The following is a 26,073-nucleotide window of genomic DNA, read 5'->3' on the forward strand; positions in this document are numbered from 1 at the left end:
CCGCCGGCAGGGCAGGGGTCAGCGCTTGCGCTTGGACGGCGTGCCGCCGCGCGGCTGGCGCACCACCGCCTGCTTGGCGCTGCTGCTGCCGCGTGCGGCGGCCTTCACCGGCGCGCCGCCGCGCTTGGAGGTGGCCACCGCCGCGCCCCGGCCGCGTGCAGGCGCTGCGCCCGAGCCGACACGCGCCGCGGGCGTGGCACGCACCGGCAGGTACACGACCACGCTGTAGCCCAGCGCGTTTGAAGGCGTGGTTCGTATTGACGTCGTTCCAGTCGGCCACGGCCGCGGGCTTGAGGTTGTAGCGGCGCGCGATGCTCGCCACGTTGTCCGAGCGGCCGGCCTTGACGGTGGTGCGGCGCGTGATGATCTCGGGTTGGAAGCTCAGGTGGCCGCCATCGGCCACGACCGCCGCCACGTCTTCCTTCACGCGCGCGCCGCGCGGCACGATCAGCGTGGAGCCGGCCTTGATGAGCATGCGCGGCGGCACGTTGTTGAGCGCACGCAGGTCCGACTCGCTCATGCCCGAGCGCTGGGCGGCGTCGGCCACCGTCATGGTGGTGGGCACGACCCAGGCGGTCCAGCTGGCGTACTGGCCCTGCGTGTAGGCGTCGAAGTTGCGCTTGAAGACCGCCGCGTTGTCCCAGGGCAGCAGGATCTCGGAAGTGCCGGCCGCGATCAGCACGGGCTTGTGGGCGGCGGGGTTGAGCGCGCGGAAGTCCTCGATGCGCACGTCGGCCAGCTTGGCCGCCAGTTCCACGTCGAGATCGCGCGTGAGCGGCACGGTCTGGAAGTAGGGGTGGTTGGCGATCAGCGGCAGCTCGGCGTTGAAGGCCTGCGGGTTCGCCACGATGTTCTTCACGGCCTGCAGCTTGGGCACGTACAACCGGGTCTCGGCCGGCATCGACAGATCGCTGTAGGTGGTGGGCAGGCCCAGGCGTTGGTTCTTGGCGATGGCGCGTCCCACGCTGCCTTCGCCCCAGTTGTAGGCGGCGAGCGCGAGCTGCCAGTCGCCGAACATGCCGTAGAGCTTTTGCAGGTAGTCGAGCGCGGCACGGGTGGAGGCCACCACGTCGCGGCGGTCGTCGCGGAAGATGTTCTGCTTCAGGTCGAAGTCGGTGCCGGTGGCGGGCATGAACTGCCACATGCCGGCGGCGCGCGCGCTGGACACGGCCTGCGGGTTGAAGGCGCTCTCGATGTACGGCAGCAGCGCCAGCTCGGTGGGCATGTTGCGGCGCTCGAGCTCCTCGACGATGTGGAAGATGTACTTGTTCGAGCGCTCGGTCATGCGCTGGATGTAGTCGGGCCGGCTGGCGTACCACTGCTCGCGGTCGCGCACCAGGTCGCTCTCGAGGTTGGGCATCTTGAAGCCGCGGCGGATGCGGTCCCACATGTCGGCCGGCGGTGCCAGCGTGACCACGCTCTGCGAACGCGCCTGGCCGCTGGTGAGCGGGCTGAGGTTGCTGTCGCGCGGATAGACCGGCGTGGCGCTGCCCGACGGGCGGGCGCCAGTGCCGCCGGCGGAGGCGCCGGCCTTGGCGGAGGTGGAGGAAGAAGCGCTGTTGTCCGTGCCCGCGCAGCCCGCGAGTACCAGGGAGCCTGCAAGGCAGGTGGCAACGATAAATTTCATCGGAAGTCGTTTTTCCATTGGCGCAGGGCGGCGAACACCTCGGCTTCGGCGGCATCCGCGGAAAGCTCGGCATGGGCCCGCACTGCTCGAAGGACGGTGGCTTCGCGGCTGCGAAGAAAGGGGTTGATCCGGCGTTCGATCGCCAGTTGCGACGGCAGCGTGGGCTGCCCTTGTGCGCGCAGGCTTTCGCAACGCGCGTTGTAGTGAGTGAGTTCGTCGTTGCCGGGTTCCACGGCGCGGGCGAACTTCAGGTTAGCAAGTGTGTATTCGTGCGCACAGCACACGCGCGTGTCGCCGGGCAGTGCCGCCAGGGCGTCGAGCGAGGCGAGCATCTGCGCGGGCGTGCCCTCGAACAGGCGGCCGCAGCCGCCGGAAAAAAGGGTGTCGCCGCAGAACAGCACGGGGGCCTGCGCGGCCGCAGCCGGCAGGAAGTAGGCGATGTGCCCGGCCGTGTGGCCCGGCACGTCGATGACCTCGAAGCGCAGGCCCAGGGCCTGGGCGATGTCGCCCTGCACCAGCGGTGCGAAAGGCTCGGGGATGCGCTCGCGCGCCGGGCCCCAAACCTTCGCGCCCGTGGCCGCATGCAGCGCGGCCACGCCGCCCGTGTGATCGGGGTGGTGGTGCGTGACTAGAATCGCGGCCAGCTGCAGCTTGTGGTGCGCCAACGCATCGAACACCGGTTGGGCATCGCCCGGGTCCACCACGATGGCGTGGTGCCCGTCGTGCAGCATCCAGATGTAGTTGTCAGCAAAAGCGGGCAGCGGAACAAGGGTCATGAGCGGTCAAATTATAGGTTTGCAGGATTGGTTCGCGACCCCCCCCGGTCGCTACCTCCTGGCCTGGGAACAGGCCCAGTTCGACGAGGCGGTGGCCGATGTTTTTGGTTACCACGCCTTGCAGCTCGGCGCGGCCGAGGTCAACGGGCTGCGCACCAACCGCATGCCGCACCGCTGGCTGGCCCTGACCGACCCGGTGCGGGCCGGCAAGGCCACGCTGGTGACCGACTTCGCCGCCTTGCCGTTCGCGGCCAACAGCCTCGATCTCGTGGTGCTGCCGCACGCTTTGGAACTCAGTCCCGATCCGCACGCCACGCTGCGCGAGGTCGAGCGGGTGCTGGTGCCCGAGGGCCGGGTGGTGATCTGCGGCCTGAACCCGACCAGCCTGTGGGGCCTGCGGCAGCGCCGCGGGCACCTGTACCGCCGGCTGGGCCTGGGCGAGACCTTCCTGCCCGAGGCCGGCGAGTTCATCGGCTACTGGCGCATGCGCGACTGGTTGCGCCTGTTGAGCTTCGAGGTGGAGTCGGGCCGTTTCGGCATCTACCGGCCGGCGGTGCGCAGCGAAGCCTGGCTGGAGCGCTCGCGCTGGATGGACGCTGCCGGCGAGCGCTGGTGGCCGATCTTCGGCGCCGCCTACTTCCTGGTGGCGGTGAAGCGCGTGCGCGGCATGCGCCTGCTGAGCACCGACTGGCGCCGCAGCGGCGCGCGGGCGACGGCGCCGGTGCCCATCGCGGGCAAGGTGCACCGCAGCAAGCAGTGAACGAACGAATCCATGGACGCGGGCGGCATCGCCCGCATGACGCTAGAGAAAAAAGGAACAGTCAGTTTGAACGAAGTCGTGATCTACACCGATGGCGCGTGCAAGGGCAACCCGGGACCGGGCGGCTGGGGCGCGTGGCTCAAGTCGGGCCCCACCGAGAAGGAACTGTTCGGCGGTGAACTCAACACCACGAACAACCGCATGGAACTCACGGCCGTGATCGAAGGGCTCGCCGCGCTCAAGCGGCCCTGCAAGGTGCTGCTGTACCTCGACAGCCAGTACGTGCGCATGGGCATCACCGAGTGGATTCGCGGCTGGAAGGCCAAGGGCTGGCTCACCTCGACCAAGCAGCCCGTGAAGAACGTCGAACTCTGGCAGCGGCTCGACAAGCTGGTGGCCGAAGGCGGTCACCAGATCGAGTGGCGCTGGGTGAAGGGCCACTCGGGCGACCCGGGCAACGAGCGGGCCGACATGCTGGCCAACAAGGGCGTGGACAAGGCCCTGGGCCGGATCTGACCCTCGGCGGCTGGGCCAGGGGCTAGATCAGCCCGTCGAAGACCATCACGTCGACTTCCTGTCCGGCGTCGACATGGCCCTGGTCGTGGGGCAGCACCACGAGCCCGTTGGCCTCGAGCATCGAGCTCAGCACACCCGATCCCTGGTGCGCCGCCACCCGCACCTCGGGCAGCGAACCCGGCACTTGTCGGACGACGCCGCGCTGGTACTCGGTGCGCCCCGGCTTCTTGCGGATGGGCCCGGCGCTGCGCGCGCGCAGCAGCGGCGGCGGGGCGCAGGCTTCGTCGTGGCAGCCCATCAGCCGCAGCAGCGCCGGCCGCACGAAGGCCAGGAAGGCGACCATCGCCGCCACCGGATTGCCCGGCAGGCCGAACAGCACGGCCGACGTGGCCGTGGCCTCGCGCGGACGCGGAATCAGCCCCACCGCCAGCGGCCGGCCGGGCCGCATCGCGACCCGCCAGAAGGCCATGTCGCCCAGTTGCTGCATCACGTCGCGCGTGTGGTCGGCCGCGCCTGCGCTCACGCCACCGCTGGTGACGATGGCATCGGCCTCGTGCGCCGCGCGCTGCAGCGTGGCCGCGAGCGTGGCGGGGTCGTCGTGCACCAGGCCGAGGTCGACCACCTCGCAGCCCAGCCGCGTGAGCAGGCCGAACAGGGTGTAGCGGTTGCTGTCGTATACGGCGCCTTCGCGCGGCGTGTCGCCCAGGCAGAGGATTTCGTCGCCGGTCGAGAAGTACGCCACGCGCAGCCGGCGCCGCACGGTCACGCGCGCCAGGCCGAGGCTGGCGACCATGCCGAGCGCGGCCGGCGACAGGCGCTCGCCGCGCCGCAGCGCCGGCTGGCCCTGCATCAGGTCTTCGCCGGCCAGGCGGCGGTTGTCGCCACGGCCCAGCACGCGGGCCGGAAAGCAGACCTGGTCGCCGTCGACCTTGCAGAACTCCTGCGGGATCACGGTGTCCAGGCCGGCCGGCATCATCGCGCCGGTCATGATGCGCACCGCGTCGTGCGGCCCGAGCGCGCCACGCCAGGCCGAGCCGGCCAGCGCCGTGCCCGCCACGCGCAGCGTGAGCGAATGGTCGATGGGCGCATCGGCCGGCAGCAGCGCGCCATCGAAGGCGTAGCCGTCCATGGCGGAGTTGTCGTGCGGCGGCACGCTCACGGGCGAGACGAGGTCGTCGGCCAGCACGCGGCCGAGCGCGTCGCGCAGCGCGACCTCTTCGGCGTCGGCCACGGCCAGTGGCGCGACGAGGCGCGCGAGAAAGGCGGCGACGGTGTCGACGTCGAGGTCGCCCGCGTCGTAGTCCGCGAGGTCGGCGGCAATGGCGGCGATGCGGCTCATGGCTGTTCGAGCGTCTGCAGATCGGCCAGCGTGTTCGCGTTGAAGAAGGCGTCGGGCGCGTCGCCGGGGCGGTCGAAGGGAACGGTCAGGGCGTTGTGCTGCGCGGTCCAGGCGCCGACCTTGCGGCCGCCTTCCTCGACAAAGCGGCGCAGGCTGTCGCGCAGTTCGATGTGCAGCAGGCAGAACACCGGCTGGCGACGCAGCACCGTGCGGCCGTCGGCCTCGGTTTCAGGCGCGGCGGCCATGGCGATGCGCGCGTGGGCGCCCTCGGCGGCCAAGGCTTCGGCCAGCCGCGCCGCCAGGTCGGGCGGAAAGCGCGGCGTGTCGCAGGGCACGGTGAGCAGCCAGGGCGTGGGGCAGTGCTCGAGCCCGCTCAGCATGCCGGCCAGCGGCCCGGGGTGGTCGGGCACGCTGTCGGCGAACACGGGCACGCCCAGCGCTTCGTAGGCGGCGAAGTTCCGGTTGGCATTGATCAGTACGCCGCCGACCTGCGGGCGCAGCCGCCGCACGGCATGCGCGGCGAGCACTTCGCCCTGGAGCAACTGCAGGCCCTTGTCGACCCCGCCCATGCGGGTGCCGCGCCCGCCGGCGAGCACGAGGCCCGTGATGTCGGCCGCTGCGATGGCCGGTGCGGTACCCATGGCTGGCGGCCTCATCCGCCGATGTAGCTCATCTCGACGCGCCGGGGCGCTGCCGCGTCGGGGGCGCTGTCGTCGGGGCCGCGCAGGGCGCGCAGCTCGGAATAACGGTCGGTGCGACCCTGCCAGATGTGGCCGATGGCGGAGGCGATGTCGCCGTCGCTCGCGCCGTCGCGCAGCATCGGTCGCAGGTCGTGGCCCTGGCTTGCGAACAGGCACAGGTACAGCTTGCCCTCGGTCGACAGGCGCGCGCGGCTGCAGTCGTGGCAGAAGGCCTGGGTCACGCTGCTGATCACGCCGATCTCGCCGCCGCCGTCGGCATAGGCCCAGCGCTGGGCGGTTTCGCCGGGCGTGGTGGCTTCGAGCGGCACGAGCGGAAACTCGGCCGCGATGCGGGCGATGACCTCGGCCGAGGGCAGCACTTCGTCCATGCGCCAGCCGTTGGTGGCGCCCACGTCCATGTACTCGATGAAGCGCAGCACGACCTTGCCGCCGTGGTGCTCGCGGAAGTAGCGCGCCATCGGCGAGATTTCCTGCTCGTTGGTGCCGCGCTTGACCACCATGTTGACCTTGATCGGGCCCAGGCCCGCGGCCAGGGCGGCGTCGATGCCGGCCAGCACGTCGGCCACCGGAAAGTCGACGTCGTTCATGTGGCGGAACACGGCGTCGTCCAGGCTGTCCAGGCTCACGGTCACGCGCTGCAGGCCGGCGGCTTTCAGCGCGGCGGCCTTGCGTTTCAGCAGCGAGCCGTTGGTGGTGAGCGTGAGCTCGAGCGGGTCGCCGTCGGGCGTGCGCAGCTCGGCTAACTGGGCGATGAGCCCCTCGATGTGCTTGCGCAGCAGCGGCTCGCCGCCAGTCAGGCGGATCTTGTGCACGCCGTGCGAGGCGAACAGGCGCGCCAGGCGCGTGATTTCCTCGAAGCTCAGCAGCGCGCTGTGCGGCAGGTACTGGTAGTCCTTGTCGAACACGTCCTTGGGCATGCAGTAGCTGCAGCGGAAGTTGCAGCGGTCGGTCACGCTGATGCGCAGGTCGGTCAGCGGACGGCCCAGCCGGTCGGCCAGCAGGCCGGTGGCGGGCACGGCAATGTCCGGCGCGGCCACGACGGCGTGGCCGGCCTGAGCGATCGGAATGACGGTGCTGCTGCTTTTCTTCATGGGGCGATGCCGATTTTGCGCCATGGCCCGCGACCGCGCGCCATGCGGGCTACTTCAGCACTGCCGCATAGACCATGTTGCGCGCGAGGCTTCGGTAGTGGGTGCGGTACTTGGGCGACTGCAGCATCAGCACCACGAACAGCTCGTTCTTCGGATCGACCCACATGTAGGTGCCGCCCGCGCCGCCCCAGTTGTACTCGCCGCCGCCGGACGGGTAGGGCGCCTCGCCGTCGTTGCGGCGCACCGCGAAGCCCAGGCCGAAGCCGTAGCCCGGGCCCGGCAGGTACAGCGGGCCGGGCACGATGCCGGCGCCGGCGTTCGAATGGTCGGTCGTCATCAGCGCCAGCGTGCGCGGGCCGAGGTAGCGCGTGCCGTCGAGCGTGCCGCCGTTGAGCAGCATCTGCAGGAAGCGCGCGTAGTCGGATGCGGTCGACACCAGCCCGCCGCCGCCCGATTCGAACTTGCGCGCGATGCGCGGGTCGTTCAGGTCGGCGCCCACGCCGAAGCTGCGATCGCTCGGCAGCGGCTCGGCGATGCGCGGCTGGCGCGCGGGCTCGGGCACGTAGTACGTGGTGTCCTTCATGCCCAGCGGGTCGAACAGGCGCGCCTTTTCGAACTGGTACAGCGACTGGCCCGACACCACCTCGACCACGCGGCCCAGGATGTCGGTGGAGTAGCTGTAGTCCCAGGTCGTGCCGGGCTGGTAGGCCAGCGGCAGCTTGGCCAGGCGCTGCGAGAACTCGGCGCTGGTCGGATCGCCGTCCGCGAGGTTGGCGGCGTTGTAGGCCTGTTTCACCAGCCCCGGCCCGAAGAAGCCGTAGGTCAGGCCCGAGGTGTGGCGCATCAGGTCCTGCACGGTGATCGGGCGGCGCGCGGGCACGGTTTCGAGCACCGGCTTGCCGTCGGCGCCGGGCTTCTCGATGCCCACCGTCATGCGGGCGTACTCGGGCAGGTACATCGCGACGGGGTCGTCCAGCTTCATGCGGCCGTCTTCGACCAGCATCATCGCGGCGACCGTGGTGATGGGCTTGCTCATCGAGTAGATGCGGAAGATACCGTCGCGCGGCATCGGCGTGCCGGCGGTGGCGTCGAGCTTGCCGACGGGTTCGAACCATGCGACCTTGCCCTGGCGCGCGACCAGCAGCACCGCACCGGGAATCTTGCCGGCGGCCACGTCGGCCTTGAGCACGTCGGTGAGCTTCTGCAGGCGTTCGGTGGACAGGCCCACCGACTCGGGCCGGGCGGTGGGCAGCGACTGGGCGGTGGCGAGCAGCGGCAGGGCGAGGCTCAGGCCGAGCAGGGCCGTGCGCACCAGGGCGCGGCGCTTCAGGAAGGTCATGCGTGTTGTCTCCGTCGGTGGTGGATGGATGCAACCGGCAGGACGGTCTTGGCGCCGTCCGTGCGAACCGGTCGCGGGGCAGTGTATCGGTGGATGGGCCACGGGGCGGCACGCGACGAGCTGGCCGATTGGCGGCATCTATGGCGCCGATATCTTGACGCAGACAATGAGAATTACTATCATTTGAACGCCTGAGTACGCAGCACAAGCACCACGCAAAGGGCTCTCTTCCAACAAGGAGCTTCCGAACCGTGCCGTACACCCTGCCAGCCTTGCCCTATGCCTTCGACGCGCTCGAACCCCACATCGACGCGCAGACGATGGAGATCCACCACGGCAAGCACCACCAGACCTACGTGAACAACCTGAATGCGGCGTTGAAAGACACGCCGCACGCGGACACGCCGGTCGAAGCCCTCATCGCCGGTGTCGAGGAATTGCCCGAGGCGCTGCGCGCCCCCGTGCGCAACAACGGCGGCGGCCACGCCAACCACAGCCTGTTCTGGACCGTCATGGCCCCGGTGGGCGAGGGTGGCGGCGGGGCGCCTTCGGGCGCGCTCGCGCAGGCCATCGATACCGACCTGGGCGGCTTCGACGCCTTCAAGGACGCCTTCACCAAGGCCGCGCTCACGCGCTTCGGCAGCGGCTGGGCCTGGCTGGTCGTCGGCGCCGACGGCAAGCTCGCCGTGGAAAGCAGCGGCAACCAGGACAGCCCGCTGATGCGCGGCATCGGCTCGGGCAAGACCCCGATCCTGGGCCTGGACGTGTGGGAGCACGCCTACTACCTGAAGTACCAGAACCGCCGCCCGGAATACATCGCGGCCTTCTACAACGTGGTGAACTGGGCCGAGGTGGCCCGCCGCCATGCCGCCGCGACCGGCGGCCGATGAGCCGAAGAGGAGCCCGCCCATGAACGACACGCCGCAGGGCACGGTGGCCACAGCGCCGCCGCCAAGGTCGCCGCGCCCGTTGCGCGAGTGGATCGGCTTTGCCATCGTCGCGGCCGGCGCGCTGGCGCTGGCGTCGCAGTTCTGGTCTTTCGTGCGCGCCGACCCGCTGGTGTGGAACGCGCTGCGCGGCGGTTCGGTGGCGGCGCTGGCGACCGCGCTGGGCACGCTGCCGGTGCTGTTCTCGCAGAGGTTGCCCGACAAGTTGCAGGACACGCTGTTCGGCTTCGGCGCGGGCGTGATGCTCGCGGCCTGTGCCTTCTCGCTGATCATTCCCGGGCTGGACGCCGCCAAGTCGACGGGCGTCTTCGGCGGTGGCGACTGGGCGGCCGGCGGCGTGATCGGCACGGCCATCCTGCTGGGCGGCCTGGTGCTCATGACCATGGACCGCGTGCTGCCGCACGAGCATTTCATCAAGGGCCGCGAAGGGCAGAGCGGGCGGCAGCTGCGCCGCACCTGGCTCTTCGTGTTCGCGATCGCGCTGCACAACGTGCCCGAGGGTCTGGCCATCGGCGTCGGCTACGCGGCCAACAACGGCGTGCGCGCCGATGCGCTCGCCACCGGCATCGCGATCCAGGACGTGCCCGAGGGGCTGGTGGTGGCCGTGGCGCTGCTGGCGGCCGGCTACAGCCGCCTGTTCGCGGTGCTGATCGGCATGGCGTCAGGGCTGGTGGAGCCGCTGGGCGCTGTGCTCGGCGCGGCGGTGGTGGGGCACTCGGCGATGCTGCTGCCCTGGGGGCTGGGCTTTGCGGCGGGTGCGATGCTGTTCGTCATCAGCCACGAGATCATTCCCGAATCGCACCGCAAGGGGCACGAAACCTATGCAACCAGCGGACTGATGATCGGCTTCGTGCTCATGATGCTGCTGGACACCGCGCTGGGCTGACGCCCGGAGCGCGGCGTCGTCAGCTTCAGCCGTGCTTGACGGCGATGGTCTTCAGGGTCGTGAAGCCGTACAGGGCCTCGAAGCCCTTTTCGCGCCCGTAGCCCGACGACTTCACGCCGCCGAACGGCAGCTCGACGCCGCCGCCCGCGCCGTAGTTGTTGATGAACACCTGGCCGCTCTTCACGCGCCGGGCCATGCGGAACTGGCGCGCGCCGTCGGCCGTCCAGACGCCGGCCACGAGGCCGAACTGGGTGGCGTTGGCGAGGGCCACGGCTTCGTCCTCGTCGGCGAACTGCATCGCGGCGAGCACGGGGCCGAACACTTCTTCCTGCGCCAGGCGATGGCCCACGGGCACGTCGCGCAGCAGGGTCGGCGCCTGGTAGAAGCCGGTCTCGGGCGCTTCCTCGACCACCACGCCCTGCGCCACCATCGGGATGCCGGCGTGCTGCGCGTCGCTCAAAAAGTCCCACACGCGCTGCTGCTGCGTTTGGCGGATCAGCGGGCCGACGTCGAGGTCCATCGCCGCGGGGCCCACGCGCAGGGCTTCGAAGGCATGGCCCAGGCGCTCGAGCAGGGGCTCGTAGATGTCGCGCTGGATCAGCACGCGCGAGCCTGCCGAGCAGGTCTGGCCGGCGTTCTGCACGATGGCGTTGATCACCACGGGAATCACCGCGTCCAGGTCGGCGTCGGCGAACACGATCTGCGGGCTCTTGCCGCCCAGCTCGAGCGTGACCGGGCAGTGCCGTTCGGCCGCCACCTGCTGGATCAGCGTGCCGATCTTCGGGCTGCCCGTGAAGCTGATGTGGTCGATGCCTTCGTGGCGTGCGAGCGCGTCGCCCACCTCATGGCCGTAGCCGGTCACGATGTTGAGCGCGCCGGCCGGAAAGCCGACCTCGGCCGCCAGCTGCGCCACGCGGATCAGCGAGAGGCAGGCGTCTTCGGCGGGCTTCACCACGCACACGTTGCCGGCCGCCAGGGCGCCGCCCACGCTGCGCCCGAAGATCTGCATCGGGTAGTTCCACGGAATGATGTGGCCCGTGACGCCGTGCGGCTCGCGCCAGGTGAAGACGCTGTAGCCGTCCTGGTAGGGAATGGTCTCGCCGTGCAGCTTGTCGCAGGCGCCGGCATAGAACTCGAAGTAGCGCACCAGCGCCACCGCGTCGGCGCGGGCTTGCTTCACGGGCTTGCCGCAGTCGCGCTGCTCGATGAGCGCGAGCTCGTCGACGTGCTCGGCGATCTTCTGCGAGAGCCTGAAGAGCAGGCGGCCGCGGTCGGCGGCGCTGACCTTGTGCCACACGCCCTCGAAGCAGTCGCGCGCGGCGCGCACGGCGGCGTCGATGTCGGCGGCGTTGCTGCGCTGGATCTCGTCGAAAGGCTGGCCGTCCGACGGGTCGATGACGGGGAGGGTGCGGCCGGAGGCGGAGGGAACGTCCGCGTTGGCGATGTAGTTGAGCTGCATGGGGCGAGATTTTGCGCGAAGCCCGCCCCGTGCGTGGCGCCCCGGCCGGCCCGCCTTACTTCGCCGCGGTGGCTTTGGGCAACGCGCGCACGGCGTTCAGCATGCGCTCGACATGCTTTTCGGGGTTGAGGTTCTGGTAGTAGTAGGCGACCTTGCCGTCGGTCGCGATCACGTAGGACAGGCGGTTGGCGAAGTCGGGCCGGGTCTGCATCAGCGCGTCGAAACCCTGGATCACGGTCTTGCCTTGGTCGGAGGCCACCGGAAAGCGGCTCTGGCACGACTTGACCGAGAACTTGGACAGCGTGTCGATGTCGTCGGCCGACACGCCGATCACCGAGGCGCCCAGCGCGGCGAACTGGTCGACCGCCTCGGCGAAGGCGTGGGCTTCGATGGAGCAGTCGTTGGAGTCGGCCGCCGGAAAGAAGTACAGCACTACCGGCCCCTTGGCCAGCGCCTCGGCCAGCGAGTAGCGGAAGGTCTTGCCGCCGAGCGCGGCCGTGGCCGTGAACTTGGGCACCGGGTCGCCGATGTCGAGTGCGGCGTGGGCATGGGGTACCCCGGTGGCGAGGGCCGCGGCCCACAAAGCGGTGCGCAAAAGGAGCGATCGGGCCATGATGTAACTCCGAAGCGAAGTGAATCGAATTCTAGGACGACGCTTCGCCAAATGGGCCCCGTTGAAACCGCCGCGGGAGGACCGGCGTACATCAGGGCAGTGGCATCCACAACGACAAGAGGAACCCGACCATGAACGCCTGGGCCCGATCTCTTCTGCGCACGGCGCTGGCCGGCGTGCTGCTGGCATTGCTCGGCGCGTGCGGCTCGCTGCCGCCGGCGCGCGAACGCCCGGCCGAACACGCCGCCGCCGCCGACCCGGGCACCGCGCTCGCGAAGATCGCCGCGGCCTCCACGCCGCCCGGCGAGCATTCGGGCTTCCGGCTGATGCCGCTGGGCGTGTACTCGCTCGACGCGCGCCTGCAGCTCGCGCAGCGCGCCGAGCGCTCGCTGGTGGTGCAGTACTACCAGCTCGAGAACGACGCCACCGGCCGGCTGCTGCTGCGCACGCTGCGCGAGGCGGCGGCACGCGGCGTGAAGGTGCGGGTGCTGGTGGACGACCTGTACACGGTGAAGAGCCAGCAGCTGTTGCTGGCGCTGTCCGAGACGCCCAATGTGTCGGTGCGCCTGTTCAACCCGTTCTGCTGTGCGCGCGACGGGTTTCTGTCGCGCTTCGTGGTGTCGATCTTCGACATCCATCGCCTCAACCACCGCATGCACAACAAGCTTTTCATTGCCGACGGCGCGATGGCGGTGGTGGGCGGGCGCAACATCGCCGACGAGTACTTCGTGCTGAGCGAGGCGCAGAACTTCATCGACATGGATGCGCTGGTGGTCGGCAAGGTGGTGCCGCAGCTGGAGAGCATCTTCGACGCCTACTGGAACAGCGACCAGATCTGGCCCATTGCCGAGATCGTGCGCAAAGAGGCCGGCGCCGCCACCTTCGATGCCGAGATCGGCATGTCGGGCCCGCCGCCGAAGGTCGTGCTGCCGCCCTCGGACATCCTCGGCTACGGCCCCATCGCCGAAGAGCTCGACGGCGGCCGCATGGGCCTGCTGTGGGGCGAGGCCCGTGCCATCGCCGACCCGCCCTCCAAGCCCACGACGCTGACGGCCGAAGACGCCATCGCCACCAGCGTGACCATGAAGGTCTGGGCGCTGTTGCTCGACGCCAAGACCGAGGTCGACCTGACCTCGCCCTACCTCGTGCCCGGCGAGCGCGGCATGGCGGCCTTCGAGGACCTGGCCAAGCGCAAGGTCAAGCTCACGCTGCTGACCAATTCGCTGGCCGCCAACGACGAGCCGCTGGTGCACACCGGCTACGCGCGCTACCGCGAGCGCCTGCTGAAAGGCGGTGCCGACCTGTACGAGCTGAGCCCGCAGCGCACCACCGCGAGCATGCGCTTCGGCAGCTTCGGCAATTCGCTGGGCCGGCTGCACGCCAAGACCGCCGCCATCGACAAGACGCGCATCTTCATCGGCTCGATGAACCTCGACCCGCGTTCGGCCAGCCAGAACACCGAGATGGGCGTGGTGGTCGACAACCCGCAGCTGGCGCGCGAGATGTTGCGCATCATCCATGTGAGCAAGCTGCAGAACTCGTACCGGCTGCGACTGTCGAAGGAGGGCGGCACGCTCGAATGGCTCACGAACGACGGCGAGAAAGAGGTGATCCTCACCTCGGAACCCGAGTCGGGTTTCTTCCAGCGCCTGTACAACACCCTGATCTCCCCGCTGGTGCCCGAGATGCTGTTGTAGCCTCGGGGGATGGCGCAGACCTTCACTTCTCTTTCGGCCCCGCAGGTCATGCTGTGGGGCCTGCTGTTCTTCGGGGGCATCTACCTGGGTTTCGGCGCGCTCACCTGGCTGCTCACGAAGCGGGTGCTGCCGGCGCTGGGCATCGGGCGCGCGCTCGATCCGCGGCCGCTGCAGCCCGGCCAGCTGCGGCGCGAGCTCACGCAGTCGGGCATCTCGGTGCTGATCTTCGGGCTGGGCATGGTGTTTCCGTGGGGGCTGCTGCAGCTGGGCTGGGCGCGGCTCGAGCCCGACGCGGGCTGGCGTCGCATCGGCATCGAGATCCTCGTGCTCGCGGTGTGGAACGACGTGCATTTCTGGCTCAACCACCGGCTGCTGCACACGCGCTGGCTGCGCCGCTTCCACGGCCCGCACCACCGCTCGTTCGTGACCACGCCGTGGGCCACCTACAGCTTCCACCCGATCGAGGCGCTGATGCTCGGCAACGTGATCCTGCTGCCGATGGTGCTGCACGACTTCAGCTTCTGGTCGCTGGCGTCGGTGCCGGTGTTCAGCCTGTTCTTCAACTGCGTCGGGCATTCGAACTACGACTTCGTGCCCGGCGTGTCGTACAGCCACTGGTTCGCCGCGAGCCGTCGGCACCACCTGCATCACGCCGTGCACAACGGCAACTACGGTTTCCAGTTCACCTTCATGGATCGGTTGTTCCGCACGCGCATCGCGGCCGACGCGGCCGAGCCGCTGTTCCAGGCGTTTCGAAAGAAGCATGGCGCCACGACGGCCTGACGCGCGCCATCGGCTGCCGCGGCTGCGCCACTGGCGCGACTGGCAAAGCCTGGCGTACCTCGTCGCCTTGCCCGCGCTGGCGGCGTGGCAGTGGGTGCACGGCCTCCAGGTGGTGCTGTATGCGCTGATGCTGTTCCTCACGCTCGGCATCGGCGTGATCCACCACAACCACGTGCACCTGCGCATGTGGCGCGGGCGGCGCATGAACCGGTTCACCGACTTCTGGATCACGCTGCTGCAGGGCCATCCGACCTTCGTCTTCTGGCCCGCGCATGTGGCCAACCACCATCGCCATCGCCATGGACCGAAGGACGTGGCGCGCACCTACCGCTTCGGCGGCGACACCAACCATCTGTGGGGCTACCTGCTGCATCCGTTCCAGGCCGTGTGGGTGCTGATGCCGCTGTTCTTCGGCTGGCTCGCGCGGCTGCACCGGCACCACCGCGGCGCCTGGCGCTACTGCATGGCGCAGTACGCGCTGTGGCTGGCCAGCTGGAGCGTGCTGCTGGCGATCGACTGGCGCAAGGCATTGCTGTTCGTGATCGTGCCGCAACTGCACGGCCTGCACTGGCTGCTGGCCACCAACTACCTGCAGCACGCGCACGCCGACGGCCGCAAGACGCCGCGCAAGGAGGCACCCGGCGATACCCGCGGTAGCCAGCTGAACTACGCGCGCAATTTCGAGGGGCTGGTGAACCCCTTGCTGTTCAACATCGGCCTGCACACCGCACACCACGAGAACCCGCATGCCCATTGGTCCGAGCTCACGCACCTGCATCACACGCGCTACCGCGCGCAGGTGGCACCCGCGCTCAACGAGGGCGGGCTGGTGCCGTACATGGTGCGCGTCTTCGTGCTGGGGACCGTGTGGCCGCGTTTTCGCAGCCGCTCGCTGATGCCTCCCGATTCACCCATCTCCTGAACCCATGCCCGTTTCATTCCAACGCGTGTACCTCGAAAGCGCCGGCTACTTCATGCCCGGCGAGCCTGTTCCCAACGACCGCATGGACGCGTACATCGCGCCGCTCAACCGCATGTCGGAGCGCATCAAGCGCCGCATCCTGGCCGAGAACGGCATCCTCACGCGGCACTACGCGATCGACGAAGAAGGCGTGACGCGCCACACCAACGCGCAGCTGGCGGCCGGCGCGATCCGCGACTGCCTGCAGCGCGGCGGGTCCGAGCTGTCGCGCGTGTCGCTGCTGGCCAGCGGCTCCTCGGGCGGTGACACGCTGATGCCCGGCTTCGCCAACATGATCCAGGGCGAGCTGGCGGCGCAGCCGATGGAAACGCATTCGGTGCACGGCATCTGCGCGGCCGGCGTGTCGGCGATCCAGACGGCGGCGCAGGGCATCGAGCTGGGCGCACACCGCTCGGCGCTGGCGGTGGCGAGCGAAATGCCGTCGCGCCTGTTCAAGCGCTCGCGCTTCGCCGCGCGCGGCTACGAGACCGACTTCGACTCGCACTTCCTGCGCTGGATGCTGTCCGATGGCGCGGGTGCGCTGCTGCTGTCCGACGGCACGCCTGCGCTGGCCGGCAAGCCGGGGCTGCGCCTGAAGCTGAAGTGGGTGCACCAGCGCGCCTTTTCGGGCGACTACCCGGTGTGCATGCAGCTGGGCCTGACCGAAGACCGCGCGCGCGGGCACCTCGATTTCGGCTCGTGGGCCGAGGCCGAGGCGGCCGGCGCGCTGTCGCTGCGCCAGGACATTCGCCTCTTGCCGCACCTGTTCGACATCGGCATCCACGAGTACGCGGGCCTGGTGCGCGACGGCTGGGTCGATCCGAAGCGGGTCGACCATTTCCTGTGCCACTACTCGTCGGAAAAATTCATCCCGGTGGTCGAAGACCTGATGGCCAAGGCCGACCTGGCGATTCCGCGCGAGCGCTGGTGGAGCAACCTGGCCTGGCGCGGCAACACGGGCGCAGCGTCGATCCTCGTGATGCTGGCGGAGTTCCTGCACACCAAGGCACTGAAGCCGGGCGAGCAGATCTTCTGCTACGTGCCGGAGTCGGGGCGCTTCATGGCGGCGTACATGCTGCTCGAGGTCGAGGCCGTCGATGCGGCGCCCGTCGTGATCGCGCCCCGCGCGGCGGCGGCAGTGGTGCCCGACGACGACCTCGTCATTGCGCCCCCGCACGACCCGGCTGCCGCGCCCGAGGGCCTGGGCGCCTTGCTGACCGAGCTGGCCGCCATCTGGCACGACTACCGCTCGCGCGTGTGGCGCACGCCGCTGATCCGCCAGATCCGCGAGCGCCGTTTCGCCGTGCCCGACTACCTGAACTGGATGGAGCAGTGGGTGCCGCAGGTGCGCGAAGGCAGCCTGTGGATGCGCGAAGGCGCCGCCTCGCTGAGCGAGCCGTACCGCATGCTGTCGTCGCTGATCGACGTGCACGCGGGCGAGGAGCAGAACGACTTCAACATCCTCTTCAGCGACTACCGCAAGGCCGGCGGCACGGTCGAATCGATCGACGAACTGCGCCGCAACCCCGGCGGCGAGGCACTCAACGCCTATCTGCACGGCCTGGCCGCCACGCGCGACCCGATCGGCCTTTTGGGCGCGATCTACATCATCGAAGGCACGGGCCAGCGCATCGTGCCGGCGCTGCTGCCGCTGCTCAAGGCCAGCCTGAAGCTGCCGCCCGACGCCTTCCGATTCCTTGAGTACCACGGCCATAACGACGAGCACCACCTGAACCGCTGGCTCGCCGCCGTCGAGATGGTGATGGCCGTGGAAGGGCAGGCCCGCGCCGCCCGCCAGATTGCCGACACCGCGCGCCATACGGCGGCGCTGTACCTGATGCAGTTCCAGCACATCACCGAACGAATGCCCCATGGATCGAACCCCTGAATTCCTGAAGCAGGCGCACGACGAGCGCGACCCCAGCCCGTGGCTGGCGCTGTACCTCGACCAGAGCACGCCGCTGCCCGACGACGTGAAGGCCGCGTGGCTGGCGGACTCGAGCTCGGCCTCGCGCCAGTACCTGCTGCCGTTCCTGCGCCCGATCGCGCGGCTGACGATCATCCTGATCCAGATCGTGAAGGTGTTCGTGCCGCGCAATTGGTCGCACTCGATGCTGCTGCACCGTTTCCTGGCGTGGGGGCTCAAGCGCTTCGTGTCGCCCGAGGCCAACTGGCTGATCCTGCGGCACTTTCACCTGGGCTCGCAGGTGCTGGCCTTCATCGGCCGCAACTCGCCCGCGCCCGTGGGCACGTCGCCGCTGGAACCTGCCGACATCGACGCGCTGAAGGACGAGATGTTCCTGAAGCACGACCTGAACCTGTTCAACTTCGTGATCCGGCTGAACACGGCGCTGCGCGACAAGGGGCTGGCGCTGTGCAAGGCCGAGCAGGTCGATTTCTCGATGATCCAGCCGCCGGCGTTGCGGCTGGAAGACATGCCCCAGGGCAAGCTCAATTTTCTCGACCTGCAAAGCGCCATCGAGCTGTTCACGCCGCTGTACCAGCTGATGCTGACCGACAACGATTTCTGGCGTGCCGCCAACTCCTTGCAACTGGACGAAACCATCGGCATCTACGCGGCGACGATCCTGAACGCGCCGGAGCACCTGATCCTGGTCAACAACAAGCATCCGCTGGTGCCGCTGTCGACCCTGCGGGCCGGGCACCGGCTGGTGATCCACGGCCTGTCGACCGAAATGCTTCACAGCCTGCTCCAACGCATGCGCGCGGCGCAGGAAGCCATGTCGGCAGAGACACTTCCGCGCGACCCGCCCCTTGCATAGGGGTATGCTGTCCCCACATGCAAACCATGAACACGACCCGAAATCCGTCTCCCAAGACCGATCTGGCAGTGACCCACGTGCTGGCTCAACTGCTGGAGAGGCTTGAGCACAGCGCCGTGCCGGTTGGTGCCGAGCAGTACCGCTCGGTGGTCGAGCACCTGGTGCATGAATTCGAAGACGTCGAGCCCGGTGCCGAATTGGGGCAGTTGCTCGATGCCTATCCGGCCGCCTCCGAGGTCTACGAAAATATGAATTACCAGCACGCCGGCCTTTGCCGCTCGGCGCTGGACGTTTCCCTGGCCGCCGAAGGCGCAGCCAGGGAAGCCATTGCCCGCGCCATGCGCGGTGACGAATCGAACAAGGACAAGATGCATGGCCAAGGGTGAAGTGAAAACGGCAGTGGTGGCGGACGGGCTGCGCTACAAATCGAAGGCGCCGGGCTCGCCGTTCCGCGCCTCGGCGTCGTTCAGCGGGGCCACGATGTCCTGCTTCATGTGCGGCAAGCACCGCGTGCGTTCGCAGCTGCGCACGCGCCAGGTGCTGGGCAAGTCGCAGACCGTCTGCGCGCCTTCGTGCAAGGCGCTCGACGAGGCCCTCGAGGCCGAAGCATCGTCGAGCTGAGCGCCTAGCACGACGCCGCGTCGCGTTGGCGACATGGCCTCATCGGCATGTCGTCGATTGCCTTCCATCCCGGTCGCAATCGATATACAGTTGGACACAAATGATGCAAGTAATTGCATTTAATCTAAAGTTCTAATTTGTAGCCGATGACCACTCAAATCCAGCAAGAAGGCGATCGGTGCCCCGCAGCGGGCGTGGATTTTTCTCTGCGTGGAGGGCCTGAGCTGTGAACAAGCCACGTCACGTCGTCATGCAGGTCGTCAAGCGCTCGTCCGGCAGCGCCACGCACCATGTCGAATTCCTCATGGACGACAACTTCGCCGAGCGCCTGCGCCAATTGCGCTCGCTGGTGCCGCCGCTGGGCGCCCTCAACAAGCAACGCGACCTCGTGATCGACAAGGTGCGCGTGCGCCTGCCCAACGCCATCTGGCGCTCGGGCAACGAGATCGCCATCGACGGTGGGGTGGACGGCTCCTGCATCGTGATCGCGGCCGAGGGCTCGTTCAACTGCGGCGGCAAGGACCGCCGCACGCGCGAAAAGCTCGTGACCTACAACTTCTCGATCGCACGCCTGATCGAGCTGCACGGCGAACGCCCCGAAGGCGAAACGCTCTACATCCGCGACGGTGTGTTCGCCAACGACGAACCGGCCGAATCGCCGGCCGGCCGCTGGGTGGCTTCCATGCACGAACTCGAAGTGGTGATGCGCGTGCCCGATGCGCCGTCGGACTTCGACACGCTGCACGACCTCACGCTGCGCGCCGACGGGCAGCCGACGCAGGCGGGCGCGCTGAGCCCGCACCGCGCCAGCATCTACTGACGAACTCAGGCCGACGTTGCCGCAGGCGCGCCCACGGGCGTGAACTGCGCGCCGTTGTCGGCCAGCCAGCGCGCCGAGAGGCTGCTGTCCTGCTGGTCGGGGTGGAAGTCGCTGCGCAGGTACTGGCGCCAGCCCGCGAGATTGCCCCGCAGCAGGCCGCCGCGGCCCAGCAGGATGCGCGCGGCGCTCTTCCAGGTGGCCCACTTCCACAATTGCTTTTCATGCCGCAGGTTGTCGACCGTCTGGCGCATCAGGTCGCCGAGGAACATCACCGTCACGCGGCGGAACCAGCGCGTGCGCCATTCGTCGGAGCCGCCCGCGGCCTTGTAGATGTCGAAGGCGACGCTCTTGTGCTCCAGCTCTTCGGCGCTGTGCCAGAGCCACATCGTGCGCAGCCGGGGCTCGGCGCCGTCGAGGATCTCGGGGCGGGCCAGCAGCCACTCGGCGAACATGGCCGTGAAGTGCTCGGTGGCCGCCGTCACGGCCAGCGCGTGACGCGGATCGGCGCCGTCCATCAGTTCCATGCGCTGGCTGGCGCGCGCGGTCCAGCGGTCGACCAGGCCCTGCTGCTCGAGGTGCGCGTTGAACAGCGAATGGATGCGCCGGTGCGTCGCCTCCTGGCCGATGAAGCCGCGCACGTCGGCGCGATGGCGCTCCTGCACTTCGGGCGGCAGCGTGGCCATGGCGTCACGTACGGCGTCGATGAAGAACTGCTCGCCGAAGGGGAAGCTCATCGACAAGGCGTTGAAGAAGGCGGTCGAGAAGGCATCGCCGCCGCACCAGTCGTGCGAGAAGGGCGGTTGCAGGTCGATCAGCAGGCGGCGGACTACGAGTTCGGTCATGGGGTGGCAATTCCAGAGGTCGTGGGCACAAAGGTTGGTACAGATCCGTACCGCGTGCCGCCATGGTGCAATTGTGAGCTGGTACTGTCAAGTACCAAGGCGTAGGAAAATGAATCGCACATGACTGCCACCATCGACAAAACCGCCACGCCCGACGCCGCCGAAGGCGCGCCCAGCGAGCACTACGCGCGGCTGCTCCAGGGCATGGCGCATGCCGTGGCGGCCAAGGGCTACGCCGACACCACCATCGCCGACATCGTGCGCGAGGCGGCCGTGTCGCGGCGCACGTTCTACGAGCACTTCAGCACCAAGACCGAGTGCCTGATCGCGCTGTACGAAACGGCCAGCCGGCTCGGCCTGCAGGCCGTGAGCGAGGCCTTCGACCCGGCCCAGCCCTGGCACACGCAGGTGGAGCAGGCGATGACCGCCTACATGGACTACCTCGCGCAAGACCCGGTGCTGCTGCGTACACTGTTCGTCGAGATCCTCGGGTTGGGCCTGCCGGGCCTGGCGGCGCGGCGCCGCGTGAACGGCGAGATCGCCAACTTCATCCAGGTGGCGATCAACAGCAGCGATTCAGGCGAGGTGCCCGCGGCGCACATGAGCAGCCAGATGGCGATGACGGTGGTGGGCGGCATCAACGAACTGGTGCTGCAGGCCATCGAGCAGGACCGCGTGGGCGACCTGCGCGAGTTGGTGGCGCCGGCCACGCGGCTGGTGCGCGCGGTCGCGGCCGACAGTCGACGTTAGGCCTGCTCGGCCTTGCGCGGCGTGGCCGCGACCCACAGCACGAGCAGCCCCGCGACCACCATCGCCGCCAGCGCCCCGAGGTACGGCAGCACGTCGTGCAGCGGCGCCCCCATCTGGTTGAGCCGCAGCGAGGCCTGGATGCCCGCCGTGCTCGGAAACAGCCAGCGCAGCGCCTGCAGCGGCGCGGGCAGGGCCTCGACGGGCCACGAGAAGCCCGAGAGAAAGGCCATCGGCAGCGCAGTGAACAGCAGCACCTGCAGCGCGCGCTCGCGGTCGCGGAACCAGCAGCCCAGCAGCAGGCCGAGCACGCAGATCGCCGGCACGTAGAACAGCAGCAGCACCAGCGCGGCGAACGGATTGCCGCCGCGCGGGTAGTCCTGCAGGAAGAACACCCAGCCGAAATAGAACAGGCCGCTCAGCACGCCGAAGCCCGACAGCGCGCCCAGCCGCCCCAGCCACGCGCCCATGCCCGCGCGCAGCCGGCCGGCCTCGGCCCAGGTGCCGGCCAGCATCGCGGCGCCCATCAGCAGCGTCTGCTGCAGGATCAGCAGCGCCACCGCCGGCACCACGTAGCTGCCGTAGCCCTCGGTCGGGTTGAACAGCGCCACCAGCTGCGTGTTGAGCGGGCTGCGGCTGCGTGCCGCCTGAATGGCGCTTTGGCCGCCGGCCTGCAGCTTGCGGATCTCCACACCGGCCGACACCGTGCCCACCGCCTCCGAGAAGCCGTACAGCACCGCCTTGTTCAGCAGCGCATAGGCGCCGTTGCCCTCGATGCTCACCACCGCCGGCGTACCGCGCAGCACGTTGCGCTTGAGGTCCTGCGGCAGCAGGGCGTAGCCCTCGATCTCGCCGCGCCACAGCGCCTGCTGCGCTTCGTGCACGTCGGACGTGACCATGCGCACGTCCAGCCGCGGGCTGGCCATCGCGAAGCGCGCGATCTGCCGCGACAGCCCGCTGTGGTCCTGGTCGACCACCGCCACCGGCACCCGCGTGACGGCCTGCGTGCCGTAGGGCCACGGGTAGAAGAAGCCGTAGATGATGGGCGCGAGCAGCATGATCAGCAGCACGCCCTTGTCGCGCAGCACGCCGAAGGCGGTGTCGCGCCAGGCGGCGGCGAAGCCCTGGGTGCGCGTGCTCATCAGCGGCCTCCCCACGTCTCGGGCGCCGCGGCCGCACGCACCAGCAGCGTGGCCGACACGGCCAGCAGCACCGCGGTGCCCACCACCATCCACAGCGGCGTGGCGGCCGAGTAGGCCAGGGGCGCGCCCATCTGCAGCTGCTCCATCTGCACGCGGATGTAGTGCGTGTAGGGCAGCAGGCCGGCCCACAGCTGCGCGAGCACCGGCATGGCGACCAGCGGAAAGCCCACGCCGCCGAACGCGAAGGCCGGCGCGGTGATGAAGCCGGTGGCCGACAACGCCGTGCGCAGCGAGCGCGTGAGGCTGGCCACGAAGGCGCCGAGCGCGATCGACAGGGCCAGGAACACCATCAGCGCGAACAGCGTCCATCCCACCGAGCCGACTGGGTGCCAGCCGCGGCCGGCCGTGATCCACAGCATGGCGGCCAGGCCCACCGCCGACAGGCTCGCGAACGGCAGCGCCAGCTTGCCCGTCAGCGCGGCCAGTGCCTCGGGCCAGCGCGGCGCGGCGCCGAGCCAGCCGCCCAGGCTGCGGTCGCGCAGCTCGCGGCCCACGGCCCAGGCGCCGGCCGTCATCGCGAGGATGTGCAGCAGCGCCGGAATGAGCGCGGCGCCGAGAAACTGCTCGTAGTCGGTCGAGGTGTTGAACAGCGCCACCATGCTGGCCTTGACCGGGTCCATGCTGACGCGCGCGGCCTTCATCGACTCGCCGCGCTTGTTGCGCACCGCGAGCTCGACGCCGGCCGACACCGTGGCGACGGCGGTGCGCACGTCGCGCTGGATCAGGCTCGAATGCGTGCCCAGCTGCGCGTTATGCAACAACACGATCTGCCCGACGCGGCCCTGCTTGACGTCGCGGCTCAACTCGCGCGGCAACTGCACCGCCGCATCGACGGCGCCGCTGGTGAGCGCGCGCTGCATCTCGCCTTCGTCGGCGTACTGCTGCGCCACGCGCAGGCCCGGCGTGGCGTCCAGGAAGCGCACCAGCTGGCGCGAGAGGGCGGAGTGGTCCTGGTCGAGCACGCCGATCGGCAGGCGCTCGGGCAGGCCGGCCGAGAAGATCCACCAGATCAGGAACACCGCGAGCAGCGGCACCCACGAGATCATGGCCAGGTCCCATGGACGCGTGCGCAGCAGCGCGAATTCGCGCCGGGCGCTGGCGGTGGAAAAGCCGCGCAGGCTCATGGCGGGTGCGGCGTCAGTCGACCAGAACGCTCATGCCGGGGCGCGCGCCTTCGATCGGCTTGAGCGGCCGGGCGCGGACTTCGAAGGTGCGCACGTCGAAGCCGGCACCGCCGCGCGTGGCGCGCCAGGTGGCGAAGTCGGGCAGCACGCCGCTGTAGTAGACCTTGAAGCGGGCGGTGCGCCGGTCCTCGGGCAGGGCGGGCAGGCGGGCGTCGAATTCCTTGTCGAGCGCGAAGCGGGCCAGCCGGTCTTCGCGCACGTTGAGCACCACCCACTGGTCGTTCAGGTCGACCACCGTGACCACGGCCACGCCCTGCGGCGAGAGTTCGCCGACCTTGGCGAGCACCTTGGCCACTTCGCCGGCGACCGGGCTGCGCAGCTCGGTCTCGGCCTTGGCGGCTTCCACCTCGGCGACCACGCCGGCCACCTGCCGCGCCTGTGCGTTGGCAGCGGCCTTGTCCTCGGGGCGGGCGCCGGTGCGCGCCATGTCGTACTGCGCCTTGGCCGCCACGGCGGCGTCGCGCGAGGCCTTCCAGTTGGCTTCGGCTTCGTCGCGCTTCTGGTCGGCCACGAGGCCGTCGCGCGCCAGGCCGTCGACGCGTCGGAACGACGTCTGCGCGAGCTGGGCGGCGGTCTCGGCGCGCTGCCACTGCATGCGCGCCATTTCGATCTCCTGCGGACGGGCGCCGTTCTGCGCCTTGTCGGCCACGGCCTGCGCGGCCTGTTCGGCGGCGGTGGCCTGCGCCAGCTTGGCGCGCACCTCGGGGCTGTCCATGCGCACCAGCAGGGCGCCAGCCTGGATGCGGTCGCCTTCCTTCACCGCCACTTCGGCGATGCGGGCCGTGACCTTGCCGGCCACGTCGGTCTCGCGCGCTTCCATCTGGCCCTGGAACACCTCGGGGGCCGGCTGCGCGGCGCGCCAGAAGCCCCAGGCGAGCAGCACCAGCACGAGCAGTGCGGCGGCGATGGCGATCAGTCGGCGGGTCTTGGCACTCATCATGGTCAGTTCACCTTCACGTCGGCGCGCGCGATGTAGTCGGAAAAAGTCTCGGACAGGCCCGCGCTCTCGAGCAGCTGCGCGAGCGCCTGCACGTAGTCGTTGGCGGCCTGCGCGCGTTCGGTCAGCACCTTGGCCTGGTTGGTCTCGGCGTCGATCAGGTCGAGCGTGGTGCTGGTGCCTTCGCGCAGCCCGGCGGTGCGCAGCTTGACCACCTCTTGGGCAAGCTCGACCGAGACCTTCATCTCGAGGTACTGGCGGCGCGCGTTGTCCAGTGCGCGCCAGTTGCGTTCGACCAGCAGCGAGATGTCGCTGCGCGCCTGCAGGTCGGTGCGCTCGGCCTGTTCGACCTGCTTGTGCGAGGCGGCCGACAGCGCGTTGCGGTCGACCGAGTCGTACAGCGTCCAGCGCACGCCCAGGCCGGCCACCCAGTCGGCGTTGCCGCTCTTGATCTCGCGCGTGCCGAAGGCGATGACCTGCGGACGGCGCAGGGCTTCTTCGCCTTCGTGCAGCTGCTCGGCCTGCGCCTTCTTGGCCGCGACCTTGCCCAGGCCCGGATGCCGCGTGAGGGCCGCATCGATGAAGTGGCCGAGCGGTTCGATCGGCGCGCTGATGAGAAACAGCGGCGTCTGCGGCGTGACGCTGCCTTCGGCGCGCACCGTGCGCGCCAGGGCCACGCCCGCCAGCGCGGCGTCGTTCTCGGCCTTGCGGGCGTTGCGGCGCGCTTCTTCGTACGCGGCGCTGGCCTGCAGCCGCTCGACGCGCGAAATGACGCCGGCGGCGAGCATCTTCTGCGCCGCCGCGTCGTGCTGGGCGATGGTGCGCTCGGCCTGCAGGCGCAGCGTGGCGGCGCGCTGCGCGAGCTGGGCGCCGAAGTAGCGCTGCACCAGCAGCGTGTCGACCTCGTGGCCGGCCTGTTCGGCGTCTGCCTGGGCCTCGCGCGCCTGCGCCGAGACGAAGCCGCGCACCGCGTCGGTCGCACCGCCCAGGTAGAGGGGCCACACGGCCGACACCGAGGCGTTGGCGCCGGTGTCGTGGCGGTTCAGCGTGTAGCTGTTGGGCAGCTGCGGAATCGGCACGCGCGAGACGAAGCTCTGGATCGACGGCGGCAGCGACGAGCCGATCTGGCCGAGCTTCTGGTTGAGCGGGTCGAGGTCGAGGTTCAGGTTCGCGTTGTACGCATAAGCCAGCCCCGAGATGCTGACCACCGGCCCGCCCAGGCGCTTGACGCCCTCGCTCTGCAGTTCCTTGGCCTCGACGGCGATGCGCGCCGCGGCCAGCTTGTCGGAGCGCTCGACCATGCGCTGGCGCGCGGCGTCGAAGCTCAGCGCCAGCGTGGAGGTGGTGTCGCCGCGGGCCTGCTGCTGCGCGAAAGCCGCGCCGCCGAGGAAGGCTGGCAACAGCAGCAGGGACGGAAGAAGGGTGAGGCGAGGTCGTGTCAT

25 protein-coding genes and 1 pseudogene are annotated in these 26,073 nt (G+C 69.5%); 13 read left to right on the plus strand and 13 right to left on the minus strand.

Annotated elements, in window-relative coordinates; genetic code table 11:
- Nucleotides 1–18: 18 nt before the first annotated feature.
- Nucleotides 19–1,627: pseudogene (locus tag FFI97_RS04710) on the minus strand (transglycosylase SLT domain-containing protein).
- Nucleotides 1,624–2,403: a hydroxyacylglutathione hydrolase gene (gloB, locus tag FFI97_RS04715; protein WP_070060944.1), complete on the minus strand. Its 780-nt coding sequence runs from the start codon at nt 2,401–2,403 to the stop codon at nt 1,624–1,626. The pseudogene FFI97_RS04710 and the gene gloB overlap by 4 nt, the downstream one beginning before the upstream one ends.
- Here gloB and FFI97_RS04720 point away from each other — a divergent pair.
- Both FFI97_RS04720 and rnhA read left to right on the plus strand, forming a co-directional pair.
- Complete coding sequence (locus FFI97_RS04720; RefSeq protein WP_260684899.1) at nt 2,402–3,163, plus strand: class I SAM-dependent methyltransferase; 762 nt, start codon at nt 2,402–2,404, stop codon at nt 3,161–3,163. The genes gloB and FFI97_RS04720 overlap by 2 nt on opposite strands.
- 66 nt (nt 3,164–3,229) lie before the next feature.
- Nucleotides 3,230–3,679, plus strand: coding sequence for a ribonuclease HI (gene rnhA, locus FFI97_RS04725; protein ID WP_139704073.1), 450 nt, complete (start codon nt 3,230–3,232; stop codon nt 3,677–3,679).
- A 22-nt stretch (nt 3,680–3,701) separates the two neighbouring features.
- On the opposite strand, the gene glp is transcribed toward rnhA, so the two are convergent.
- From glp to FFI97_RS04745, 4 genes are read right to left on the minus strand one after another with little or no spacing between them, the layout of a single operon-like run.
- Nucleotides 3,702–5,018, minus strand: a complete 1,317-nt coding sequence (gene glp / locus FFI97_RS04730; RefSeq protein ID WP_139704075.1) for a gephyrin-like molybdotransferase Glp — start codon at nt 5,016–5,018, stop codon at nt 3,702–3,704.
- Nucleotides 5,015–5,659 carry a molybdenum cofactor guanylyltransferase MobA gene (gene mobA, locus FFI97_RS04735; protein WP_139704078.1) on the minus strand — a complete coding sequence of 215 codons (645 nt, stop codon included), beginning with the start codon at nt 5,657–5,659 and terminating at the stop codon, nt 5,015–5,017. The genes glp and mobA overlap by 4 nt, the downstream gene beginning before the upstream one ends.
- An 11-nt stretch (nt 5,660–5,670) precedes the next feature.
- On the minus strand, nt 5,671–6,810 hold the full coding sequence (gene moaA, locus FFI97_RS04740) for a GTP 3',8-cyclase MoaA (protein WP_139704080.1): 1,140 nt from the start codon (nt 6,808–6,810) through the stop codon (nt 5,671–5,673).
- 49 nt (nt 6,811–6,859) lie between these two features.
- Nucleotides 6,860–8,149, minus strand: a complete 1,290-nt coding sequence (locus FFI97_RS04745) for a serine hydrolase domain-containing protein (protein ID WP_139704083.1) — start codon at nt 8,147–8,149, stop codon at nt 6,860–6,862.
- 251 nt (nt 8,150–8,400) lie between these two features.
- On the opposite strand from FFI97_RS04745, the gene FFI97_RS04750 reads away from it, so the two are divergent.
- Nucleotides 8,401–9,039, plus strand: coding sequence for a superoxide dismutase (locus FFI97_RS04750; protein ID WP_139704085.1), 639 nt, complete (start codon nt 8,401–8,403; stop codon nt 9,037–9,039).
- 19 nt (nt 9,040–9,058) lie between these two features.
- Nucleotides 9,059–9,982 carry a ZIP family metal transporter gene (locus FFI97_RS04755; protein ID WP_139704088.1) on the plus strand — a complete coding sequence of 308 codons (924 nt, stop codon included), beginning with the start codon at nt 9,059–9,061 and terminating at the stop codon, nt 9,980–9,982.
- A gap of 25 nt (nt 9,983–10,007) precedes the next feature.
- Here FFI97_RS04755 and FFI97_RS04760 read toward each other — a convergent pair whose 3' ends face one another.
- The gene (locus FFI97_RS04760; RefSeq protein ID WP_139704090.1) at nt 10,008–11,441 is read right to left on the minus strand and encodes an aldehyde dehydrogenase family protein; all 1,434 of its coding nucleotides are present in this window, start codon (nt 11,439–11,441) and stop codon (nt 10,008–10,010) included.
- 55 nt (nt 11,442–11,496) lie between these two features.
- A complete protein-coding gene (locus FFI97_RS04765) occupies nt 11,497–12,054 on the minus strand; it encodes a peroxiredoxin (protein WP_139704093.1) in 558 nt (185 codons plus the stop codon).
- A 131-nt stretch (nt 12,055–12,185) separates the two neighbouring features.
- On the opposite strand from FFI97_RS04765, the gene FFI97_RS04770 reads away from it, so the two are divergent.
- The 8 genes from FFI97_RS04770 to FFI97_RS04805 all read left to right on the plus strand — a co-directional run bounded on the left by FFI97_RS04770 (nt 12,186) and on the right by FFI97_RS04805 (nt 19,719).
- Nucleotides 12,186–13,751, plus strand: coding sequence for a phospholipase D family protein (locus FFI97_RS04770; protein WP_139704095.1), 1,566 nt, complete (start codon nt 12,186–12,188; stop codon nt 13,749–13,751).
- Nucleotides 13,752–13,760: 9 nt separating this feature from the next.
- Nucleotides 13,761–14,534, plus strand: coding sequence for a sterol desaturase family protein (locus FFI97_RS04775; protein WP_095950217.1), 774 nt, complete (start codon nt 13,761–13,763; stop codon nt 14,532–14,534).
- Nucleotides 14,515–15,456 carry a fatty acid desaturase family protein gene (locus FFI97_RS04780; protein WP_139704098.1) on the plus strand — a complete coding sequence of 314 codons (942 nt, stop codon included), beginning with the start codon at nt 14,515–14,517 and terminating at the stop codon, nt 15,454–15,456. The genes FFI97_RS04775 and FFI97_RS04780 overlap by 20 nt, the downstream gene beginning before the upstream one ends.
- A 4-nt stretch (nt 15,457–15,460) precedes the next feature.
- The gene (locus FFI97_RS04785; RefSeq protein ID WP_139704100.1) at nt 15,461–17,383 is read left to right on the plus strand and encodes an iron-containing redox enzyme family protein; all 1,923 of its coding nucleotides are present in this window, start codon (nt 15,461–15,463) and stop codon (nt 17,381–17,383) included.
- Complete coding sequence (locus FFI97_RS04790) at nt 17,367–18,278, plus strand: DUF6999 family protein (RefSeq protein WP_095745535.1); 912 nt, start codon at nt 17,367–17,369, stop codon at nt 18,276–18,278. Before FFI97_RS04785 ends, FFI97_RS04790 begins: the two co-directional genes overlap by 17 nt.
- 26 nt (nt 18,279–18,304) lie before the next feature.
- Nucleotides 18,305–18,664 carry a hypothetical protein gene (locus tag FFI97_RS04795; protein WP_370680636.1) on the plus strand — a complete coding sequence of 120 codons (360 nt, stop codon included), beginning with the start codon at nt 18,305–18,307 and terminating at the stop codon, nt 18,662–18,664.
- A complete protein-coding gene (locus FFI97_RS04800) occupies nt 18,651–18,899 on the plus strand; it encodes a hypothetical protein (RefSeq protein WP_056580179.1) in 249 nt (82 codons plus the stop codon). The genes FFI97_RS04795 and FFI97_RS04800 overlap by 14 nt, the downstream gene beginning before the upstream one ends.
- Nucleotides 18,900–19,125: 226 nt before the next feature.
- On the plus strand, nt 19,126–19,719 hold the full coding sequence (locus FFI97_RS04805; protein ID WP_070060930.1) for a hypothetical protein: 594 nt from the start codon (nt 19,126–19,128) through the stop codon (nt 19,717–19,719).
- Nucleotides 19,720–19,724: 5 nt separating this feature from the next.
- On the opposite strand, the gene FFI97_RS04810 is transcribed toward FFI97_RS04805, so the two are convergent.
- Nucleotides 19,725–20,561: a metal-dependent hydrolase gene (locus FFI97_RS04810; RefSeq protein ID WP_062473075.1), complete on the minus strand. Its 837-nt coding sequence runs from the start codon at nt 20,559–20,561 to the stop codon at nt 19,725–19,727.
- A gap of 120 nt (nt 20,562–20,681) precedes the next feature.
- Here FFI97_RS04810 and FFI97_RS04815 point away from each other — a divergent pair, with 120 nt between their 5' ends.
- A complete protein-coding gene (locus FFI97_RS04815) occupies nt 20,682–21,311 on the plus strand; it encodes a TetR/AcrR family transcriptional regulator (protein WP_062473073.1) in 630 nt (209 codons plus the stop codon).
- Here the strand turns inward: FFI97_RS04815 and FFI97_RS04820 are convergent.
- From FFI97_RS04820 to FFI97_RS04835, 4 genes are read right to left on the minus strand one after another with little or no spacing between them, the layout of a single operon-like run.
- The gene (locus tag FFI97_RS04820) at nt 21,308–22,450 is read right to left on the minus strand and encodes an ABC transporter permease (protein ID WP_260684900.1); all 1,143 of its coding nucleotides are present in this window, start codon (nt 22,448–22,450) and stop codon (nt 21,308–21,310) included. The genes FFI97_RS04815 and FFI97_RS04820 overlap by 4 nt on opposite strands.
- On the minus strand, nt 22,450–23,634 hold the full coding sequence (locus FFI97_RS04825) for an ABC transporter permease (protein ID WP_139704102.1): 1,185 nt from the start codon (nt 23,632–23,634) through the stop codon (nt 22,450–22,452). Before FFI97_RS04825 ends, FFI97_RS04820 begins: the two co-directional genes overlap by 1 nt.
- Before the next feature lie 13 nt (nt 23,635–23,647).
- A complete protein-coding gene (locus FFI97_RS04830; RefSeq protein ID WP_139704104.1) occupies nt 23,648–24,634 on the minus strand; it encodes an HlyD family secretion protein in 987 nt (328 codons plus the stop codon).
- A 2-nt stretch (nt 24,635–24,636) separates the two neighbouring features.
- The gene (locus tag FFI97_RS04835) at nt 24,637–26,073 is read right to left on the minus strand and encodes a TolC family protein (RefSeq protein ID WP_260684901.1); all 1,437 of its coding nucleotides are present in this window, start codon (nt 26,071–26,073) and stop codon (nt 24,637–24,639) included.

It is taken from the genome of Variovorax sp. KBS0712 (assembly GCF_006323185.2).
GTDB classification, from domain to species: domain Bacteria; phylum Pseudomonadota; class Gammaproteobacteria; order Burkholderiales; family Burkholderiaceae_C; genus Variovorax; species Variovorax boronicumulans.

What these genes read in the sequence shown, in the direction of transcription:
- FFI97_RS04720 (WP_260684899.1), top strand. Translation starts at nt 2,402, where the DNA reads ATGAGCGGTCAAATTATAGGTTTGCAGGATTGGTTCGCGACCCCCCCC.
- gloB (WP_070060944.1), bottom strand. Translation starts at nt 2,403, where the DNA reads ATGACCCTTGTTCCGCTGCCCGCTTTTGCTGACAACTACATCTGGATG.
- glp (WP_139704075.1), bottom strand. Translation starts at nt 5,018, where the DNA reads ATGAGCCGCATCGCCGCCATTGCCGCCGACCTCGCGGACTACGACGCG.
- mobA (WP_139704078.1), bottom strand. Translation starts at nt 5,659, where the DNA reads ATGGGTACCGCACCGGCCATCGCAGCGGCCGACATCACGGGCCTCGTG.
- moaA (WP_139704080.1), bottom strand. Translation starts at nt 6,810, where the DNA reads ATGAAGAAAAGCAGCAGCACCGTCATTCCGATCGCTCAGGCCGGCCAC.
- FFI97_RS04745 (WP_139704083.1), bottom strand. Translation starts at nt 8,149, where the DNA reads ATGACCTTCCTGAAGCGCCGCGCCCTGGTGCGCACGGCCCTGCTCGGC.
- FFI97_RS04755 (WP_139704088.1), top strand. Translation starts at nt 9,059, where the DNA reads ATGAACGACACGCCGCAGGGCACGGTGGCCACAGCGCCGCCGCCAAGG.
- FFI97_RS04760 (WP_139704090.1), bottom strand. Translation starts at nt 11,441, where the DNA reads ATGCAGCTCAACTACATCGCCAACGCGGACGTTCCCTCCGCCTCCGGC.
- FFI97_RS04765 (WP_139704093.1), bottom strand. Translation starts at nt 12,054, where the DNA reads ATGGCCCGATCGCTCCTTTTGCGCACCGCTTTGTGGGCCGCGGCCCTC.
- FFI97_RS04770 (WP_139704095.1), top strand. Translation starts at nt 12,186, where the DNA reads ATGAACGCCTGGGCCCGATCTCTTCTGCGCACGGCGCTGGCCGGCGTG.
- FFI97_RS04775 (WP_095950217.1), top strand. Translation starts at nt 13,761, where the DNA reads ATGGCGCAGACCTTCACTTCTCTTTCGGCCCCGCAGGTCATGCTGTGG.
- FFI97_RS04780 (WP_139704098.1), top strand. Translation starts at nt 14,515, where the DNA reads ATGGCGCCACGACGGCCTGACGCGCGCCATCGGCTGCCGCGGCTGCGC.
- FFI97_RS04785 (WP_139704100.1), top strand. Translation starts at nt 15,461, where the DNA reads ATGCCCGTTTCATTCCAACGCGTGTACCTCGAAAGCGCCGGCTACTTC.
- FFI97_RS04790 (WP_095745535.1), top strand. Translation starts at nt 17,367, where the DNA reads ATGGATCGAACCCCTGAATTCCTGAAGCAGGCGCACGACGAGCGCGAC.
- FFI97_RS04795 (WP_370680636.1), top strand. Translation starts at nt 18,305, where the DNA reads ATGAACACGACCCGAAATCCGTCTCCCAAGACCGATCTGGCAGTGACC.
- FFI97_RS04800 (WP_056580179.1), top strand. Translation starts at nt 18,651, where the DNA reads ATGGCCAAGGGTGAAGTGAAAACGGCAGTGGTGGCGGACGGGCTGCGC.
- FFI97_RS04810 (WP_062473075.1), bottom strand. Translation starts at nt 20,561, where the DNA reads ATGACCGAACTCGTAGTCCGCCGCCTGCTGATCGACCTGCAACCGCCC.
- FFI97_RS04815 (WP_062473073.1), top strand. Translation starts at nt 20,682, where the DNA reads ATGACTGCCACCATCGACAAAACCGCCACGCCCGACGCCGCCGAAGGC.
- FFI97_RS04820 (WP_260684900.1), bottom strand. Translation starts at nt 22,450, where the DNA reads ATGAGCACGCGCACCCAGGGCTTCGCCGCCGCCTGGCGCGACACCGCC.
- FFI97_RS04825 (WP_139704102.1), bottom strand. Translation starts at nt 23,634, where the DNA reads ATGAGCCTGCGCGGCTTTTCCACCGCCAGCGCCCGGCGCGAATTCGCG.
- FFI97_RS04830 (WP_139704104.1), bottom strand. Translation starts at nt 24,634, where the DNA reads ATGATGAGTGCCAAGACCCGCCGACTGATCGCCATCGCCGCCGCACTG.
- FFI97_RS04835 (WP_260684901.1), bottom strand. Translation starts at nt 26,073, where the DNA reads ATGACACGACCTCGCCTCACCCTTCTTCCGTCCCTGCTGCTGTTGCCA.